Consider the following 13,093-nt stretch of genomic DNA (forward strand, 5'->3'; position numbering starts at 1 on the left):
GCCCTCCAGCAGATGGATATCAAGGACAGTTGAGCCCCTTGCCACCATCAGAGCCCATATCACTCCGCCTTCCGCAAACTTGGGGTCAAAAACCGCACCCAGGCGGTCATCGCCCTCCAGCAGATGGATATCAAGGACAGTTGAGCCCCTTGCCACCATCAGAGCCCATATCACTCCGCCTTCCGCAAACTCGGGGTCAAGCACCGCACCCAGGCAGTCATCGCCCTGCAGCAAATGGGCATCAAGGACGACTGAGCTCGTCCCCGGCTGGCTCGTAACAAGCCAGCCACAACCGCCTCCCAGAAGACTCTCTGGCCCCCCGCGGCAGCCGGAAACGGCCTCCCTGCACCATTTGCGGCTCGACAATTAGCACGGTCGTACTTTATGCTGCCAGCCCAGAGAGAGGAGAGCCGGATGAGCAAGGGACGTCTGACCCGCGACACCATTTTGCAGACTGCATTCGAGCAGGCGAGCCAGCAGGGGCTTGAGAGCCTCACCATAGGCTCCCTCGCAACGGCCTGCGAAATGTCAAAAAGCGGTCTGTTCGCCCACTTCCAGTCCCGCGACAACCTCCAAATCGCCGTGCTCACCCATTCCGCCGAGGTATTTCGGGAGCGGGTGATCCAGCCGGTGCGCCAACAGGGACACGCCACCCAGCAGGAGAAACTGCTCGCCCTGTTGCAGGCCTGGCTGGCCTGGAACCAGAGTTTTGCCGGCCGCTGCATGTTCCTCGATGCCTGGACCTCCGCCCAGGAGGGTGAGGTCCAGCAGGCGGCACGCGAGCTGGTCCGTTTCTGGCTCGACTACCTGGCACGCCAGGTAGTGCAGGGGCAGGCCAGAGGGGAGTGGCGCAGCGATCTCGACCCCTGGCGCGCCGTCTATCGCCTCTATGGCCTCTATCTCGGGGATCAGGTGTTCCATGCCCTGGGGCTCAGCGAGGATCCGGCCCGCCACTTCTGGCCCGAGGTGGAACAATTGCTGACCAGCTGGCGCTGACCCGACGGGCTCTTCCTTTTAAAAACTCGCAAAAAAGCACGACCGTTCGCACACAAAAGACACAGGATGACCATGAGCAGCAAGATCTACTTCAACACACGCCGCTTCAGCCCGAGCAAGTTGCTGCTGGGCCTCGGCACCCGCCTGCATCACGTGCTCGCGCCCACCCACGCCAAGCGCACCGCCAGCAAGCTGCTGCTCACCCCGCAGCGGGCGACCCGGGACGTCGCAGCCCCGGCCGGCGTGGTCGAGCAGGCCATCCACACCAGTGAAGGGACCCTGATGAGCTACCGGCTCGGCCAGGGGCCGGTCTGGCTGCTGATGCACGGCTGGTCAGGCAGTGCCAGCCAGTTCTATCCGCTGATGAGTCACATCGCCGCCCAGGGCTATACGGCCCTCGCCTACGATCACCCTGCCCACGGCCGGAGCGAAGGGAACAGGGGTCACCTGCCCCGCTTCGTGCGCGCTTTCGACGAGATCCTCGAGCGGGTCGGCCCCGTCCAGGGCGTCATCACCCACAGCATGGGGGGCGCCGTCACCCTCAGCAGCCGTCACCCGGCAATCGATGCGCTGCCGCTGCTGCTCATCTCCCCGGTGCTCGACTACGTGCCCCAGCTCTACGGCATGGTGGCGCGCTCCGGCTACTCCATCCGGCTGTTCGATGCGGTGGTCAAGGAGATAGAACACGAATACCAGCACCCGCTCAGCACGGTTGACCCCCTTGGCCGGCTCGCCCGGCGCAGCGGCGCCGCCCTCATCGTGCACGATGAGGAAGACCGCTTCGCTCCCCATGGCGACTCCCTGCGCGCGGCCCAGGATGGCCGCACCCGGCTGGTGAGCACCCGGGGGCTCGGCCATGGCCGTATTCTGGCAAGCCCTCCAGCCTTCGCCGCCTTCGATCAACTGAGCCAGACGCCCTTGGCAAACTGAAAATGAAACGGGCCGCAAAAATTGAGCGTGCGGCCCATTTTTATCCGGTATACAACGTCTTATAGTTGAATTGCGCGGTGGCAACCCGCCCTGGCGATCACGATAAGGCGCACCCTCATGGCCAGACCCAATACTGCTCTTCTGCTGACTGGTGGTGGTGCCCGCGCCGCCTATCAGGTCGGCGCACTCAAGGCGGTGGCCGAACTCTACCCCCGCAACATCGGCATCCCCTTCCCCATTTTGTGCGGCACCTCGGCGGGGGCTCTCAACATCACGGCGCTGGCGTGCTACGCCTCCTGTTTCCATCTGGGGGTGCGCAAGCTGGAGTGGGTCTGGCGACGATTCGAGACCCACCACATCTTCGACTTCCACCCTTGCCAACTGCTGTGGCGCACCCTCTATCAGGGCTCGGCCGGCCTCATCACCCCCCAGAGCAACCGAGCCTTTCACCTGTTTGACAACGCCCCCCTGCGCCGTCTGCTGGATCAGCTCATCGACTATCACCGCATCGATGACAACATTCTCTACGGCAGCCTGGAGGCCATCGCCATCACGGCCTCCGACTACGATGACGGCCTCTCCACCACCTTCTTCCAGGGGCGGGCCGAACATCAGCCCTGGGAGCGCGCCAGACGACGTGGCCTGCGAACCCTGCTCACCTCGGATCATCTGCTGGCCTCGTCGGCGCTGCCCTTTGTCTTTCCCGCCACCCCCATCGGCGATCGCGTCTACGGGGATGGCTCCATCCACCAGCTGAGTCCGCTCAGCCCCGCCATCCATCTGGGGGCGGAGCGGATACTGCTGGTGACCCTGGACTCCCCTCACAGGGAGAACCCGACTCCCCGCCAGGGGCACCTGACCAGCTCCAACATCGCGAGCCATCTGCTCAACACCGTTTTCTCCGACACCCTCAATTCGGATCTGGAGCGGCTCGGGCGCATCAACCAGACCCTTTCCCTCATTCCGGCACGGGAGCGCAGTCGGCTGAAACTGCGCCAGGTGGAGACCTGCGTGATCCGCCCCAGCCAGGATCTCGACCTCATCGCCCTCGAATACCTCCCACGGTTGCCGACCCAACTGCGCCGTCTGCTGCGAGTGCTCGGGGTCAACGGCGAAGAGAGCAGCAGCCTGGCCAGCTTCCTGATGTTTGACCCCGGCTATTGCCAGCGGCTCATCAAGCTGGGATACCAGGACGCGCTGGATCACCGCCAGCGCATTGAGGCCTTCCTCGACCTGCCGGGCAGCGGGAAGCAGGAGCAGTTTCGCGAAGAGGCCTGAGGGGCCTTCTCCCATGGCAAGGAGATCCTAGCGTCCCTCCAGCAGGCGCTGCTCCGCCTGTTCCATGGCCACGGCCGTGCCGAAAAGCACCAGGGTATCTCCCGCCGCCAGCACCAGCTCGCGCCTGGGATCCAGGCTGCGCTCCCCGCGATGAATCGCCTTGATGCGCACCTCTCCCAGGGCGAGATCCCGTACCCTGTGTCCCACCGCCCAGGCCTGGTCGTGCAGCAGCACGGGATGTAGCCGCTCGAGCTGTTGATCCGTCTCCAGATTGCCCGCACTCTTGCCGCCCCAGTAGAAACCGTGCAGAAAGCGATACTGGCTGCTGCGCTCGTGCTCCATGCGCCGGATCACCCGGCCGATGGGAATGTCGCAGTTGAGCAGCAGGTGGGAGACCAGCATCAGGGCTCCCTCCTGGGATTCGGGGATCACCTCGAAGGCGCCGGCCTGCTTGTAGTGTTCAAGGAAGCTGTCATCCCGGGTGCGTACCAGCACCTTGATCTCCCCCGCCAGCTCCCGGATCAGCGTCAGCATGGCATCGACCCGCTTGCGATCGTCGAAGGTGATGATCACCAGCCGCGCCCGCAGCAGACCGGCCGCCAGCAGGATGTCGCGCCGGCTGGCATCGCCGAACGCCACCTGCTCCCCCGCCAGCTTGGCCTCGCTCACCCGCTCGGGATCGAGATCCAGGGCCAGGAAGGGGATCTCTTCGAGCTTGAGAAAGCGGGCACAGGTTTGGCCGGTGCGTCCGAACCCGGCGATGATGACGTGCTGGTGTTTGCTCAGGCCCGACTGGGCCACCTCGGCGCGAGAGAGCAGGGCACTGTCGGTGAGGGAGTGGGCAAGTCCCAGCGCCCGCAACACCAGCCAGGGGGTGAGGGCGATGGAGATGACACCGATGCCGATGAGCAGAGAGACCAGCTGGTGATCCAGCAAGCCGTGATGACTCGCCAGCGCCAGCAGCACAAAACCGAACTCCCCGACCTGGCTCAACATGATGCCGGCGGCCATGGCGTCGCGCTTGCGCTCCCCCATCAGGCGGCCCGCCAGCAATATGAGCAGCGACTTGCACAGGATGAGCCCCGTCACACAGGCCAGCACCTGCCACCAGGCGCCCGCCACCAGCGCCCAGTCCATGGTCATGCCGATGGTAATGAAGAAGAGCCCCATCAACACGTCGCGAAACGGCTTGATGTCCACTTCGAGCTGATGACGATAGTGGGACTCCCCCAGCATCATGCCCGCCAGAAAGGCACCGAGCGCCATGGAGAGCCCCATCCACTGGGTCAGGGAGGCCGCCAGCAATGCCACCAGCAGGGCACTCAGTACGAAGAGTTCGTCTGAACGTGCGCGCGCCACCTCGAAAAACAGCATGGGCAGCAGCCACTTCCCCACCGCCAGCAGCACGGAGAGCGCAAACAACCCCTTGAGGGAGGCCCAGGCGACCTCCGCCAGCAGGGCGCTGCCCTGCACCTCGGGCTGGGCCAGGATGGGGATCATCACCAGCAGGGGCACCACGGCGAGATCCTGGAACAGCAGCACGCTCACCCCGAGCTGGGCTCGCCGGGTATGGAGCTGCTTGAGCTCGCCGAGCTGCTTGATCACCACGGCGGTGGAGGAGAGCGCCAGGGTGCCTGACACCACCAGCGCCTGGGCCAGGCTCAGCCCCCACCACCAGCCGAGCCCGAAAAACAGCAGTGAGGTGAGCAGCACCTGCAGGCTGCCGACCCCCAGCACCAGCTTGCGCATGGCGAGCAGACGCGGCAGGGAGAACTCGAGCCCGAGGGAGAACATCAGAAACACGATGCCAAGCTCCCCTATGGTCTGCATCATGGCCTGACCCGTGACGATGGCCACGCCATGGGGACCGAGCAGCATGCCGGCAAACAGATAGGCAAGGATCACCGGCTGGCCGAGGCGCCGGAAAATGGCCACCAGCACAACGGCGAAGATCAGCAGGATCAACACATCGGCGTACACCCATCCCTCTCCTTCATCTGCCCGGCGCCCTCTTCCCTGACGCAGCAAGCACAGCGCCCGCTCCCCATATGGCACGGCACTCGCTCAGCGGCAGGGATTTCCCCTCCCGTTTCATCCCGTTAAGCCTAGCCAGCCCCCTTGTTTTTCATCGGACATATTTTAGGCACAGGGCTTGCAAGAGCCTGCGCAATGAATGGAGAGGTGTAAGGGCTGTAACGTGGAAAACACATCGTCATTGAACGGCTTCGGACATGGCATAGAGCAGTGGGTACAGCAGATGGAGCGGCTTGCGCCGTTGACCGGGCAGGACCGCTATCAGCAGATAGAGCAGTTGCTGGGGCAACGGGATCTTGACGCCCTGCTGGCAATCTTTGCCGAGCGGGTGGCAAACATTGTCCGGATCTACTCGCTCCAGTTCGACTGTGGCCAGCCCCATCCCCTCATCTCGCACCCGCCCCAGGCCAGGCTGACCCTGCATGCCTATCGCTTCGAGCTGCGGGGACGACACGAGCAGTTGCTCGGCCAGTTGCACTACGAGCTGGAGCACCCCCTGAGCGACGGCCAGAGGCGGTTGCTTGAGCAATATCATCAGCTGTTCAGCCTCCCCCTGCCCCTCTATCTGCGGCTGGATCGGCTGGAGCAGCAGGTGCGGCTCGACCACCTGACCGGGCTTGGCAATCGCGCCTACTTCGACGAGGCCATCGGCAGGGCGGTGGAGCAACACAGCCGGGAACCCCACGGCCTGGTGCTGGTGCTGCTGGATCTCGACAGATTCAAGCAGGTCAATGACACCTGGGGCCACCCGGTGGGCGACCTGGTGCTAAGCCGCTTCGCCCAGTTGCTGCAGGGGTGCATTCGCGGGACGGATCAGGCGTTTCGCCTCGGCGGGGACGAGTTTGCCCTGCTGCTGCAACCCGCGGACCCCGAGGCCTGGCGCCCGGTCTGGCTGCGGTTGCAACATGTGCTCCACAGCCACAAGGAGCTCAGCGCCTTCTCGGTGGGGTGCAGCCTGGGAGCCGCCAGCTGGCAGTCGGGCATGAATGTGCAGCGCCTCTACGAGACGGCCGATACTCATCTTTACGCCCGCAAGAAAGCCGGGGGCTCCGGCCTGCCCGAATAGGGCATCACCCTTTCGCCTCCCGGCCCCCTGTCACTCTGCGATGTCACTCCGCATCCGGGATGACGGTGGGCCGCCACTCCCACGCCATCCCCTCTTCTGGCGCCAGAAATCCGTCGCAGACAAAGAGCCCGGCCACCAGTGCCACCTGTTCACCGTAGTAGAGGATGGGAATGCGCCCCCGTTGCCAGGAGGGCACCCCGTACTCTTGCAGCAGCTTCTTGAGCCGCCGGCTGCCCACCCGCCCCACCGGTTTCAGCATGACGCCGGGGGCGACCTGAAAACGCACAGAGAGCGGCTCGTCCCCCCTCGGTGTCCGCAACCCTTCGCCATCCGTTCTCCAGAGCCTGAACTGCCCGAGCCCGTCCGGCAGAGTGAGCGTCTCTTCCATCCCGATGGGCAGCACCTCCTCGCGGGGGGCGAGATCCGGCGCCACCAGGTACAGACGCCCCTGATAGCGGCGACACGCCAGCCCTTGCAGGCTCAGCCTGGGGTTGGCGTCATCGCGCGCCAGCGCCACCTCCTGCCACAGCAGGCCCAGCAGCTCGCGGGAGGGCATCTCTCCCCCCTGGCGGCGGATCCAGTGGCGCAGCAGGTTGTTGCGCCGCACGGGGGAGAGGGAGAGGAGTCCGTCAATGCGCAGCCCTTCCCCCTCACCCACCGCCTGCCAGTCCGCCTCGGCCAGCTCGCTGATGAGCGCCTCCTGCTCGGCACACAGGGCCATGGTGCGCGCCGTCGTCCGGGCCATGGCGGGCCAGCGGTCCTTGAGCAGGGGAATGATCTGCTGGCGCAGGAAGTTGCGGTCATAGCTCGGGTCCTCGTTGCTCTCATCCTCTACCCAGCCATAAGGAAGTGACTGCGCGGCTTGCGCTAGCTCGGCCCGGCTCATGTCGAGCAAGGGGCGCAACAGATGGCCTGCGGCAAAAGGCTGGCTCGCCACCATACCCGCCAGCCCGCGCAGACCGGCCCCCCGCTTGAGCGCCAGCAACAGGGTCTCCAGCTGATCGTCCTGATGGTGAGCGGTGAGCAGCCACTCCCCCTCCCCCAGGTGGGCGGCGAGTCGCTCATAACGCGCCGCCCGCGCCTGGGCCTCCAGGCTCTCCCCGTTGCCTCGACAGAGCTGCACCCGCTCCACGATGAGGGGCACCGCCAGTTGCCGGCACACCCCTTCGCAGTGAGCCACCCAGTCGTCGGCATGTGGGCTCAGGCCGTGATGAACGTGCAGGGCGTTCAGGGCGAGGCCGTGGGCGCGGGCAAAACGGGCCGCCAGCACCAGCAAGACGGTGGAGTCGAGCCCGCCGCTGAAAGCCACCAGCAGACCGCGGGAACCTTCCGGCGCGGGCAGGGTCTGACAAAAACGAGAATAAATACGAGAAATCATAGGCTTCCCCAATACGACCAGGCCGATCTTAGCAGAGTCGGGCTTATCAAGCGCTAACCCGGCTGCTAGAGTGAATCGCTCCCTGCGTGGGCAAGGAAGCCATATAACCCGAATTGGAATAAAACCATAATGAACAACAAGAAACACATCCTGGCCACCCTCGTCGGGCTGGCCCTGCTGGCCGGTTGCAGTCAGGCACCGAGCCAACCGGACAAACACTCCGGCCTTGCGCTGGCCAACATGGACACCAGCGTCAAGCCTGGTGACGACTTCTTCCGCTACGTGAACGGCCACTGGCTCGCCACGGCCAAGATCCCCGATGACAGGCCCGCCGACGGCGCCTTCTACCTGCTGCGGGACAAATCCCTGGCGGACGTGCGGGTGCTGGTGGAGGGGCTGGATGGCAAAGCCGCCGCCGGTACCCCGGCCCAGCAGATCCACGACCTCTACCAGAGCTATCTGGATCAGGCCGCCCGCAACGCCAAGGGCACCACGCCCCTGCTGCCAATGCTGAGCGAGATAGAGCAGATCAGCACGCCGCAGGATCTCGCCCGGGCCTTCGCCCAGAGCGCCCGCACCGGTGGCGGCTCACCCTTCGGTTTCTGGATTGACGCCGACGCCAAGGCCCCTGACAGCTATGCCGTCTACCTCTACCAGGCCGGCCTCGGCCTGCCGGATCGGGACTACTACCTCAAGCGCGACCCCAACAGCCAGGCGCTGCTGCACAAGTACGAGCAACACATCGCCGCCATGCTGACCCGCTTCGGTGAGACGGATGCCCAGGCCAAGGCGAAACGCATCCTGGCCCTCGAGACCAGGCTCGCCCAGATCCAGTGGGACAACGTGGCCCTGCGAGACAGAGAGAAGAACTACAACAAGGGACCGGTGAGCGAGCTGGGGCGCCTCGCCCCCGCCATCGACTGGGACGCCTACCTGGCCCAGGCCGGCCTTGCGGGGCAGCAGAGCCTGGTCATCGGCCAGCCCACCTACCTCTCGGCCCTGAACGAGGTGATGCAGCAGACCCCGGTCGCTGACTGGCAGGCCTACCTCAAGTGGCAGCTCATCACCGATTACGCCCCCTACCTCGACAGCCAGACCGATGCCCAGAATTTTGCCTTCTTCGGCACCGCTCTTAGCGGCACGCCCAAGCAGCGCGCCCCCTGGGAGCGGGCCCTTGGGGTACTGGACAACAACCTGGGGGAGGCGGTGGGCAAGCTCTATGTCGAGCGCTACTTCCCGCCAGCGGCCAAGGCCCGCATGGAGCAGCTGGTGGAGAACCTGCGCACCGCCTACGGCCAGAGCATCCAGGAGCTGGACTGGATGTCCCCGGCCACCAAGACCCAGGCCCTCGAGAAGCTCGCCAAGTTCAGACCCAAGATCGGCTACCCGGATAAGTGGAAGGATTACAGCGCCATCGCGATCCGCGCCGACGATCTGGTGGGCAACCTGCAGCGCGCCCGCGCCTTCGAATACGCCGACAACCTGGCGCGCCTCGGCAAGCCGGTCGATCGGGACGAGTGGCACATGTCGCCCCAGACGGTGAACGCCTACTACAACCCGAGCAACAACGAGATCGTCTTCCCGGCCGCCATTTTGCAGCCCCCCTTCTTCGACATGACGGCGGACGATGCGGTCAACTACGGCGCCATCGGCGGGGTGATCGGCCACGAGATGGGCCACGGTTTTGATGATCAGGGGGCCAAATCCGACGGTGACGGCGTGATGCGCGACTGGTGGACGCCGGCGGATCTCAAGGAGTTTCGCTTCCGCACCAGCCGGCTGGTGGCCCAGTACAACCGCTTCGAGCCCATCAAGGGCCAGTACGTCAACGGCCAGTTTACCCTGGGGGAGAACATCGGCGATCTCGGCGGCCTCACCATCGCCCACAAGGCCTACCTGCTCTCCCTGGATGGCAAGGAGGCCCCGGTGCTGGACGGTTTTACCGGCGAGCAGCGCTTCTTCCTCGGCTGGGCCCAGGTGTGGAAGGGCATGTATCGCCCCGAGCTGATGCAGATGCTGCTCGCCTCGGATCCCCACTCGCCGCCGGAATACCGGGTCAACGGCGTGGTACCGAACATCCCCGCCTTCTACGAGGCGTTCAAGATCCAGCCCGGCGACAAGCTCTATCTGGACCCGGCCAAACGGGTCAAGATATGGTGATGACAACCCGGGCAGGGGGCGGCCGACCAGCGGCCCCCTGCCCGCTTCCGACGTGGCAGGGAAGCGTCCCCTGCCCGTCACAGACACACAAGCAGCAACAAGGGTCCTCTCCATGAAAGCCTTATTCCTTACTCTCGGCCTGCTCAGCCTGCCCCTCGCCAGCCAGGCGGCGGACGGCTTCTTCAAACAGCTGACACTCCCCTCCGGCCAGGTGGTGACCGTCAGCGAAGGGCGCGGCGAGCCTGCCTCCACCGGCAGCTACGACGTGCGCCTCTACTCCGGTGCCAACCCGCAGTTTCCGCTGGATCAGTTCATCGACGGCAAGGTGCTGCCGCGCGATGGCAGCATCAAGGAGATCAAGCTGCTGGATCTCAACGGCGACAAGCAGCCTGAAGTCATCGTCGTGGTGGAGAGCGCCGGCAGCGGCAGCTACCTGAGCGCCGACGCCCTCACCATCAATCCCCAGGAGGGGCTGGAGAGCTTCAACCACGTAGAGGGACTGGCCCCCAGTGACGATGTGATTGAGGCCCTCAAGACCCCCCGCGACTGACCCCCCACGCCCCGTATCACGGGGCGTTTTTTTACCCCGCGCCTACCGATGCGGTGCCCACGGCCCCCCACAGGGCGGATGGACGACTGTTTTTTTCTGTGCCTATAATCGCCGCACCCTGCCATAACGAAACACAAGGAGGTAAAAAATGGTTATCCAAGCGTGTCCGATGTTCTCGGCTCGCCTGTTCGGCACATTCAAGTGCTCTTGCCTGCATACCATCGCGCTGCGATAGCGGGTTCGAGCAAAGCCGACTCCCTTCCATACCGAGACCTTTCTCGACTCTGCCGTTGTCGCCAGCGCTCCTGATGACAGGGATTTCCTATCCCGCGATTTAAGAGAGCAAGAGCATGACAACCCTGATGAGTACCCATTCCCTGCAGATGAGTGCGGGGCACCTTCCCTTATTTGACCACCTCGAACTCGGCATTCGCGCAGGCGACCGACTCGGCCTGATTGGCGCCAACGGCTGCGGCAAGAGCACATTGCTGGCGCTGCTGGCGGGCGAGCGCACGCCCCAGGCCGGCCGGGTCGTGCAGGCCGCCGCCTGCCGCTGCGAGTTCGTGGCCCAGCAACTGCCCGCCGGGCTTTCCACCCTCAGCACCCGCGCCGTGTTGCTGGATGCACTGGGCAATGACCCCGCCGCCGAATGGCAGGTGGACAAGCTGCTGGCCGAACTGCAGCTGGAGGCCCAGGCCACGTTGCCGGTCAGTGCACTGAGCGGTGGCCAGCACAGCCGGCTGCAGATAGGCCGCGCCCTGCTGCGCCAACCCAACCTGCTGCTGCTCGATGAGCCCAGCAACCACCTGGACTTGCCCGCCCTGCTCTGGCTCGAGCAGTTTCTGCTGGGCTGGCGCGGCGCCTTCGTGCTGGTCTCCCACGACGCTCGCCTGCTGGACCGCGTCACGGATCAGACCCTGATCCTGCGAGACGGCCAGTTGCACCGCTTCGCCCTGCCCTGCAGCCAGGCCAGGGCGGCACTGGCTGCCGAGGATGAGCAGGCCCGCCTGCGCCGGGCGGACGAGCAAAAGGAGATAGACCGCCTGAGCGCCAGCAGCAAGCGCCTCGCCATCTGGGGGCGGGAGCATGACAACGAGAAGCTGGTGCGCCAGGCCAAGTCCATGGAAAAACGCATCGCCCGCCTGCAGGAGGAGCAGAGCCAGGTGGCGGCGCTGACCCCCTGGCGGCTCGAGCTGCGCGGAGTGAGCCTGCCCGCCGACACCCTGCTGCGATTGGAGGCCCTCGACGTATCGCCGGCACCGGCACTGCCGCCGCTGCTGCGTGCCGAGGGGCTCTGGCTGCGGGCAGGGGACAGGGTCGCCCTGCTCGCAGCCAACGGCACCGGCAAGTCCTCCCTGCTGCGCCAGTGCTGGCGCGAACTGACTGACCTGAGTCCGCAGGCGGGCTGGTACTGCCACCCCGGCGCCAGCATCGCCTATTACGATCAGTCCCTGCAGCAGCTGGCTGACGACGCCACCCTGAGCGACGCGCTGTACCCCCTGGCCCCTCTGCCTGAGGTGACGCGGCGACAGGCGCTGATCCGGGCGGGCTTCCCCTATGCCCGCCACGGCCAGCAGGTGCACACCCTGAGCGGGGGCGAGCGGGCACGGCTGCTGTTCCTCGCCCTGTCCCTCGGCAGCCACCACATGCTCTGGCTCGACGAACCCACCAATCACCTGGATCTGGCGGGCAAGGAGGAGCTGGCCGACGCCATTGCGGCCTTCCCCGGGGGCGTGCTGCTGGTCTCCCACGACCGGGAGCTGATCGAGCGCAGCTGCAACCGCTTCTGGCTGATAAAGGACGGGCGCATCCAGGAGGCCCACAGTGCCGCGCGGGCCTATGCCGAGCTGCTGGGCGATGCCCCCTTGCCGCAGGCGGGCAGCCCGGCTCGATCAGGTGACCCGCAGACCGCGGCCTCCACGGGGGATGACGAAGAGGCGCTGCTGGCGCGCTGGTATGAGCTCGATGCCCTGCTCGCCGCCGATCTGGCCCGCAAGCCCAGGCACCAGACCCCGCGCCTGCAGCAGCAGTGGCGTGACGAGCTGGCGCGCCTTGCCGAGCGGCTCGGGTTTGCCTGACGCCAGCCCGGACCATCCATCTCTTGTTACGCAACACTCGCGGCCAACTCAGGTTGGCCGCAAGGAGCCACCATGACATCAACGCAACAACCTCACATCAGGCTGGATCCCGTCACCGACACCGACCTGCCTCACATCTATCGCGGCCTCTCCGATCCCCGGGTCGTCGCCTACTACGGCGTCAGCTACGACAGCCTGGCGGCATGCCGGGCACAGATGGATTGGTATGCCGAGCTGACCCGCACCGGCCGTGGCGCCTGGCACCTCATTCGCGACCGGCACACGGGCGAACCGCTGGGGGCCATCGGCTACAACGATGCCGACCCGACTCACCGGTGTGCCGAGCTGGGCTACTGGCTCTATCCCGAACACTGGGGCAAGGGGGTGATGAGCGCGGCGCTGCAACTCTGGCTCCCGCTCACTTACCGCACCACCGACCTGCACCGGCTTATGGCGGTGGTGGAGGAGCCCAACCACCCCTCCGCCCGCCTGCTGGAGCGGGCCGGTTTTCACTACGAGGGCACGGCGCGGGAGTGCGAGCGCAAGGGGGATGGCTTCATCTCCCTGCGCCACTACGCCATCTTGCGCAGCGACCTGCCCGCCAGCCTGTGACCCGCAACAAA

Annotated in this window: 10 protein-coding genes and 1 pseudogene; 9 read left to right on the forward strand and 2 right to left on the reverse strand. The window is 65.5% G+C overall.

Features of this window, described 5'->3' with window-relative positions:
• Positions 1-40: 40 nt before the first annotated feature.
• The 4 genes and pseudogenes from OKC41_RS07155 to OKC41_RS07170 form a co-directional block, all read left to right on the forward strand.
• Positions 41-144: pseudogene (locus tag OKC41_RS07155) on the forward strand (LuxR C-terminal-related transcriptional regulator); the annotation flags it as partial.
• A gap of 270 nt (positions 145-414) precedes the next feature.
• Entirely contained in the window at positions 415-996 is a 582-nt protein-coding gene (locus tag OKC41_RS07160; RefSeq protein WP_125117452.1) for a TetR/AcrR family transcriptional regulator, read from the forward strand.
• Positions 997-1,068: 72 nt separating this feature from the next.
• A complete protein-coding gene (locus OKC41_RS07165; RefSeq protein ID WP_201894459.1) occupies positions 1,069-1,926 on the forward strand; it encodes an alpha/beta hydrolase in 858 nt (285 codons plus the stop codon).
• A gap of 117 nt (positions 1,927-2,043) precedes the next feature.
• Positions 2,044-3,204: a patatin-like phospholipase family protein gene (locus OKC41_RS07170; protein WP_128273901.1), complete on the forward strand. Its 1,161-nt coding sequence runs from the start codon at positions 2,044-2,046 to the stop codon at positions 3,202-3,204.
• A gap of 27 nt (positions 3,205-3,231) precedes the next feature.
• On the opposite strand, the gene OKC41_RS07175 is transcribed toward OKC41_RS07170, so the two are convergent.
• Entirely contained in the window at positions 3,232-5,184 is a 1,953-nt protein-coding gene (locus OKC41_RS07175) for a monovalent cation:proton antiporter family protein (protein WP_180344789.1), read from the reverse strand.
• Positions 5,185-5,377: 193 nt separating this feature from the next.
• Between OKC41_RS07175 and OKC41_RS07180 the strand changes: the two genes are divergently transcribed.
• Positions 5,378-6,304, forward strand: a complete 927-nt coding sequence (locus OKC41_RS07180) for a GGDEF domain-containing protein (RefSeq protein WP_201894460.1) — start codon at positions 5,378-5,380, stop codon at positions 6,302-6,304.
• 43 nt (positions 6,305-6,347) lie between these two features.
• Here OKC41_RS07180 and tilS read toward each other — a convergent pair whose 3' ends face one another.
• On the reverse strand, positions 6,348-7,682 hold the full coding sequence (tilS, locus tag OKC41_RS07185; RefSeq protein WP_201894461.1) for a tRNA lysidine(34) synthetase TilS: 1,335 nt from the start codon (positions 7,680-7,682) through the stop codon (positions 6,348-6,350).
• Positions 7,683-7,811: 129 nt separating this feature from the next.
• Here tilS and OKC41_RS07190 point away from each other — a divergent pair, with 129 nt between their 5' ends.
• From OKC41_RS07190 to OKC41_RS07205, 4 genes are all read left to right on the forward strand, one after another.
• On the forward strand, positions 7,812-9,842 hold the full coding sequence (locus OKC41_RS07190) for a M13 family metallopeptidase (RefSeq protein WP_201894462.1): 2,031 nt from the start codon (positions 7,812-7,814) through the stop codon (positions 9,840-9,842).
• 112 nt (positions 9,843-9,954) lie between these two features.
• Entirely contained in the window at positions 9,955-10,392 is a 438-nt protein-coding gene (locus tag OKC41_RS07195; protein WP_201894463.1) for a PliI family lysozyme inhibitor of I-type lysozyme, read from the forward strand.
• Positions 10,393-10,742: 350 nt separating this feature from the next.
• Positions 10,743-12,470, forward strand: a complete 1,728-nt coding sequence (locus OKC41_RS07200) for an ABC-F family ATP-binding cassette domain-containing protein (protein ID WP_201894464.1) — start codon at positions 10,743-10,745, stop codon at positions 12,468-12,470.
• 72 nt (positions 12,471-12,542) lie between these two features.
• The gene (locus OKC41_RS07205) at positions 12,543-13,082 is read left to right on the forward strand and encodes a GNAT family N-acetyltransferase (protein WP_201894465.1); all 540 of its coding nucleotides are present in this window, start codon (positions 12,543-12,545) and stop codon (positions 13,080-13,082) included.
• The last annotated feature ends 11 nt before the right edge of the window (positions 13,083-13,093 follow it).

Source organism: Aeromonas sp. QDB17 (assembly GCF_027705305.1).
GTDB classification, from domain to species: Bacteria; Pseudomonadota; Gammaproteobacteria; order Enterobacterales; family Aeromonadaceae; genus Aeromonas; species Aeromonas caviae.

Bases quoted from the DNA above. Each gene is read 5' to 3' on its own strand.
- OKC41_RS07200 (WP_201894464.1), top strand. From the start codon at position 10,743: ATGACAACCCTGATGAGTACCCATTCCCTGCAGATGAGTGCGGGGCAC.
- tilS (WP_201894461.1), bottom strand. From the start codon at position 7,682: ATGATTTCTCGTATTTATTCTCGTTTTTGTCAGACCCTGCCCGCGCCG.
- OKC41_RS07190 (WP_201894462.1), top strand. From the start codon at position 7,812: ATGAACAACAAGAAACACATCCTGGCCACCCTCGTCGGGCTGGCCCTG.
- OKC41_RS07205 (WP_201894465.1), top strand. From the start codon at position 12,543: ATGACATCAACGCAACAACCTCACATCAGGCTGGATCCCGTCACCGAC.
- OKC41_RS07160 (WP_125117452.1), top strand. From the start codon at position 415: ATGAGCAAGGGACGTCTGACCCGCGACACCATTTTGCAGACTGCATTC.
- OKC41_RS07180 (WP_201894460.1), top strand. From the start codon at position 5,378: ATGGAGAGGTGTAAGGGCTGTAACGTGGAAAACACATCGTCATTGAAC.
- OKC41_RS07195 (WP_201894463.1), top strand. From the start codon at position 9,955: ATGAAAGCCTTATTCCTTACTCTCGGCCTGCTCAGCCTGCCCCTCGCC.
- OKC41_RS07170 (WP_128273901.1), top strand. From the start codon at position 2,044: ATGGCCAGACCCAATACTGCTCTTCTGCTGACTGGTGGTGGTGCCCGC.
- OKC41_RS07165 (WP_201894459.1), top strand. From the start codon at position 1,069: ATGAGCAGCAAGATCTACTTCAACACACGCCGCTTCAGCCCGAGCAAG.